The 4,902-nt window shown below is 60.9% G+C and carries 6 protein-coding genes; 2 read left to right on the top strand and 4 right to left on the bottom strand.

Going from position 1 to position 4,902, the window contains the following annotated elements:
* Window positions 1-821, bottom strand: an 821-nt coding sequence (locus tag AAC083_RS04520; RefSeq protein WP_146181577.1) for a chromosome segregation SMC family protein, incomplete at its 3' end; no start/stop codon positions are given.
* A 109-nt stretch (window positions 822-930) separates the two neighbouring features.
* Between AAC083_RS04520 and cysZ the strand changes: the two genes are divergently transcribed.
* A complete protein-coding gene (cysZ, locus tag AAC083_RS04525) occupies window positions 931-1,695 on the top strand; it encodes a sulfate transporter CysZ (RefSeq protein ID WP_108535946.1) in 765 nt (254 codons plus the stop codon).
* Between the two features lie 191 nt (window positions 1,696-1,886).
* Window positions 1,887-2,501, top strand: coding sequence for a trimeric intracellular cation channel family protein (locus AAC083_RS04530; RefSeq protein ID WP_042038201.1), 615 nt, complete (start codon window positions 1,887-1,889; stop codon window positions 2,499-2,501).
* A 91-nt stretch (window positions 2,502-2,592) separates the two neighbouring features.
* Here AAC083_RS04530 and AAC083_RS04535 read toward each other — a convergent pair whose 3' ends face one another.
* From AAC083_RS04535 to AAC083_RS04545, 3 genes are all read right to left on the bottom strand, one after another.
* Window positions 2,593-2,844, bottom strand: coding sequence for a hypothetical protein (locus AAC083_RS04535; protein WP_042038200.1), 252 nt, complete (start codon window positions 2,842-2,844; stop codon window positions 2,593-2,595).
* 93 nt (window positions 2,845-2,937) lie between these two features.
* Entirely contained in the window at window positions 2,938-3,483 is a 546-nt protein-coding gene (locus AAC083_RS04540) for a DUF882 domain-containing protein (protein WP_042038198.1), read from the bottom strand.
* 150 nt (window positions 3,484-3,633) lie between these two features.
* A partial coding sequence (locus AAC083_RS04545; protein ID WP_258224598.1) for a L,D-transpeptidase family protein occupies window positions 3,634-4,902 on the bottom strand: 1,269 nt, incomplete at its 5' end.

Raw genomic sequence — 4,902 nt, forward strand, 5'->3', positions numbered from 1 at the left:
GTGACGTGGCGCCCCTCGTCGGCGGTGCGCTTGGCATCCAGTGCCGCCAGCGCCTGTTCGGCTTGGGCCAGCTCGGCCTTGGCCTCGCCGAGGCGGCTCTCCAGCGCCCACAGCTCGGAACCGATGAGCTCGGCCCGGGCGGCGCGACTGCGGCCCTTGAGCTGCTTGTAACGCTCGGCGGTTTCGGCCTGGGCTTTCAAATGCTCGAGGCGCGATCCCAGCTCGCCACGAATGTCGCCGAGCCGCTCCAGGTTCTCCAGGGTATGACGGATGCGCTGCTCGGTTTCGCGGCGCCGCTCCTTGTAGCGGGAGACACCGGCAGCCTCTTCCATGAACAGCTTGAGATCGGCAGGGCGCGACTCCACCAGCCGGCTGACGGTGCCCTGCTCTATGATGGCGTAGCTGCGCGGGCCCAGACCGGTGCCAAGGAAGAGGTCGGTGACATCCTTGCGGCGGCACTTCTGGCCGTTGATCTGGTAGTAGTTGGAACCGTCGCGCAGCACCTCGCGGCGCACCGAAATTTCGGTAAAGCGGCCAAATTCACCGGGTACCCGGTTGTGGGGGTTGTCGAACACCAGCTCAACCGAGGCGCGGCCGTGGGGGCTGCGGTTGATGGATCCGTTGAAGATGACATCCGTCATGTTCTCGCCGCGCAGATGGCGGGCCGAGCTCTCCCCCAGCACCCAGCGCACGGCATCGATCACGTTGGACTTGCCACAGCCATTGGGTCCCACCACGGCGGTCATGTCGGCCGAGAACTCTATACGGGTCGGCTCGACAAACGACTTGAAACCGGCGAGTTTGATCAATTTCAGACGCATGGGAGCCTATGTGGGTAACGAAATAAAGAGGAGGCGGGCAGGCGACTTTACCAAATCCAAACCTTGTTTGTAATATGCTGGCACTTTCCCATGAACAGATGGAGCTCAGATGAGCCAACCCCCCCCTATGGTCAAAGACTCAATCAGCGGTGCGGACTACTTCCTGCGCGGCTTTTCGCTCATCCGTCAGCCCGGCATCCGCACCTTCGTGGTGATCCCCCTGCTGGTCAACTTTGTGCTGTTTGCGGGGGCCTTCTACGCCCTCTTGCTGCAACTCGACGGCCTGTTCGGCTGGCTGCACCAGCAGATCCCCAGCTGGCTCGACTGGCTGGACTACCTGCTCTGGCCCATCGCCCTGGTGACCGTACTGGTGGTCTTCTCCTTCCTGTTCAGCTCGGTGGCGAACTGGATAGCTGCCCCCTTCAACGGCCTGCTGGCAGAGAAGGTGGAACAGATCCTCACCGGCAAGGTGGTCAGCGACACCGGCATGCTGGATATCGTCAAGGATATGCCCCGCACTTTCGGCCGCGAATGGACCAAGTTGAAATATTACCTGCCCAAGGCCATCGGCTGTCTGATCCTGTTCCTCATTCCGGTGGTCGGCCAGACGCTCGCCCCCGTGCTCTGGTTCCTGTTCAGCGCTTGGATGATGGCGATCCAGTACATCGACTATCCATTCGACAACCACAAAATCCGCTTTATCACCATGCGCGATACCCTCAAGCAGCACCGCGGTCAGTGCCTGAGCTTTGGCGCCCTGGTCACCCTCTTCTCCGCCATCCCTGTGGTGAACCTGTTCGTGATGCCGGTGGCTATCTGTGGCGCCACCGCCATTTGGGTGGATCACTACCGCGCCGAACAGCTCAACCGCTGAGCCCTTCCCCCGCGGCAAACAGGCACCCTGACGGTGCCTTTTTGCTTTTTTGCATTTTTGCATTTTTGCATTTTTGCATTTTTGCATTTTTGCATTTTTGCATTATAAAAAATAATGAATACCCTTCGTTGCTTGTCGCATATAGCCTGAATTGATAGGATGCGGGCCTTTCTCGCACCCTGGGATATCTCATGTTACATGCACTCTTCTTGTTGGGCCTGGTGGCCGAAGGGATGACTGGCGCGCTGGCAGCGGGTCGGCGACGGATGGACCTGTTTGGCGTGGTGATCATCGCCTCGGCCACGGCCATCGGTGGTGGCACCATTCGCGATGTGCTGCTCGGCCACTATCCCCTGCTCTGGATCGAGCATCCGGAATATGTGCTACTGGTAGCCGGCGCTGCCATGGCAGCGGTCATCTCGGCGCCACTGATGCGCTACCTCGGCAAGCTGTTCATGGCGCTCGATGCGCTGGGGCTGGTGGTCTTCTCCATCTTCGGGGCAGCCCGGGCGCTTGAGATGGGGCATGGGGCCGGTATCGCCTGCATCATGGCGGTGGTGACGGGGGCCTTTGGTGGCGTATTGCGAGATCTGCTCTGCCAGCGCATTCCGCTGGTGTTTCGCCGCGAGCTCTACGCCGCCATCTCGCTGGTGACGGCTGCCCTCTACTGCCTGGCGCTGGATCAAGGCCTGCCCAACGACTGGGCCGCCTTCGGTGCCATCGGCATCGGCTTCGTACTGCGCTTGCTGGCGGTGCGTTTCAAGTGGGGGCTACCCACCTTCCATTACCAGTACGCGACGCACTGAGCGCGCCAGGTTCTGGCGAGGCGGTACGGATCGCCAACAACAAAAAAGCGCCTGACTGGCGCTTTTTTGTATTGAGAACCGGGCGTTTGCCTCAGTTGATCCCTTCCGAACTGAAGTAGGTCGCCTTGTCGGCGATAAAACGGATCTTGATATTCTTGCCCTCGTTGCCCCAGATGCAACTGGTGGTGCCCAGGGTATCGTCGCAGCGCTCCGCCTTGCCGAGGATGCTGCTAGCCTGCGTATAGCTGATCCCCATCTGCAACTTGTCGTAGTTCTCGCGATTGAGCTTGCTGCAACCGGTCAGCAACAGGGCGATCAGGCCCCCGAGCAAAACATGCTTCATATGAATTTCCTCTGAGTGATGCCCATAGCCTACCAGCTCGGCCACCTTGTTTGCCAGCCGCGCTACAGCCCCCCGGATTGAGGCCGCCCACGGCTACCAGCTGCGAACAGGCCCGGTATCGAGGTGCACGAAGTTGTCGCTCGGGTAGTAGCCAACCCCGCCCACTTTGAGATTGAGCGCCGCCTTGCGCAGGTGTGCCAGCTGCACGCCCGGGATCCGCACATCCACCGCCTGCCCCAGGGTGTGATAGCTGTGCTTGGCCACACCGCGGCTCCTGCTGCGCTTCTGACGGTTGGTCACAGGGGAGCGATAACCGGAGATGAGCTGGATCTCGCCGTGACGGCCCAGCTTGTGCTGCAGCAGATAGAGCTGATCGAACAGCTTCCGGTCGATGTTGAACACTTCGTTGCGACGGTAGTCGCGAAAAATATGGTTGAGCTCGGCCAGCCCGTCTTTCAGGTAACGGCCATCCTCCCAATAGCTGGCGCTCACCCGCTCTCCGGTATTGAGATTGAAGAAACTGAGTTCACGTCCCGCCGTACTGCGACTCGCCATGGCCGGGGATGAAAGCAGGGCTCCCCCCAGCAGGCAACCGGCCCCCAGCAGCAGGCGACGCCGGCTTATCTCTTGTTCAAGCATCCGTTGTCCGTCCATCGCAGATTGAAGTAAAACAGGTGAATGAATTTGATACAGGGGCCCGAAACTACCTTCCGGGCCCCATCATGTCAAACCGCAGGGGCCCAATAGAAAAGCCCGGCACGGGCCGGGCTTTTCACTCTGTGGCAAGGATCACAACAAGCGACGTTGGAAACTGACTCGATCAAATCCATAGATATCGTTGCGCAGTTGCTGACGACCCTCTTCGTCGATCCAGCTGCTCCAATAGACAGTAAACACCGGGATCGGGGTGGTCAGCGGCAGCCACCTGGTCTGGGTCTCTTTCAATATGCTGGCCACCTTGTCCGGCTGGTAGCGAGAGTCCGCCAGCAACAGCTCGGCCAGATCGTCCGCATGCTCCACCCGGATGCAACCCGAGCTGAAGGCGCGCGCCCCCTGCTCAAACAGGGCCTTGCGCGGCGTGGAGTGCAGGTAGATGGCATCGTTGTTGGGCAGGTAGAACTTGTAGCGACCCAGCGCATTGTGATCCCCCGGCTTTTGCCGCAGGCGATAGGGGAAACCTGTCGCCAGCGCATGCTGCCACGCTTCCTCGGTAAACTGCACCGGATTGCCTTCGCCGTTGATCACCTCAAACTGCTCGCGGTTGAGGTAAGCGGGATCCCGACTCAGCTTGGGCAGGATGTCCTTGCTCAGGATGGAGCGTGGCACATGCCAGGCCGGGTTGAGCACGATCGAGCGGATCTCGCTGGCCAGAATGGGCGTCGCCCGCTGCTCTTTGCCGACGATGACCCGGCTGGTAAACACCTCGTTGCCGGACTCCACCACGCTCAGTCGATAGTCGGGAATGTTGACCAGCACGTAGCGGGCACCGGAGAGCTGATCCACCAGATCGCGGCGCCACAGGTTGCGCAGCAGGAGGCTGGCACGGACCTCGGGCCCGGTATTGAGCCAGCCGCGGGTCTGACGACCTATGATGCCGTCGGCGGTCAGACCATGGCGGCGCTGGAACTGCTTGATGGCCTGCTGGGTGTCGGCGTCATAGGTAGCGTCGTCATGGAGGGGAGCCACATCACCCAACTCGTTGAGTATGCTGCGGATCTGTCCCAGTTCGGCTGAGGTTTCACCCGCCCGCAGGGTCGGCATGGTCAGGGTCGGCCAGCGTTTAGCCATGGGCATGGCCAGCAGCTTGCGTACTTCCTCGCGCACCCTGTCGTACTCGGCAACCTGGGGTCTGAGCTGCTTGACCTGCTCCAGCAGGTTGTCACCGGCAGGCTCGTGGGCCAGCGGCTTGTTCAGATTGAGCTTGAGGGTCTGCATCTGCTCGCGGGAGACCAGATCCATGGCTCGCCAGGCCTGCTGGAAACGGGCCAGCTTGCCAAACACCTCGTCATAAATGGCGCCGCGCTGATCGGCGGGCTTGGCCTGCAGCCTCTTCCAGAG

Source organism: Aeromonas sp. HMWF014 (genome assembly GCF_963878295.1).
Taxonomy (GTDB): domain Bacteria; phylum Pseudomonadota; class Gammaproteobacteria; order Enterobacterales; family Aeromonadaceae; genus Aeromonas; species Aeromonas popoffii.

Bases quoted from the DNA above. Each gene is read 5' to 3' on its own strand.
- AAC083_RS04540 (WP_042038198.1), bottom strand. From the start codon at position 3,483: ATGCTTGAACAAGAGATAAGCCGGCGTCGCCTGCTGCTGGGGGCCGGT.
- AAC083_RS04530 (WP_042038201.1), top strand. From the start codon at position 1,887: ATGTTACATGCACTCTTCTTGTTGGGCCTGGTGGCCGAAGGGATGACT.
- AAC083_RS04535 (WP_042038200.1), bottom strand. From the start codon at position 2,844: ATGAAGCATGTTTTGCTCGGGGGCCTGATCGCCCTGTTGCTGACCGGT.
- cysZ (WP_108535946.1), top strand. From the start codon at position 931: ATGAGCCAACCCCCCCCTATGGTCAAAGACTCAATCAGCGGTGCGGAC.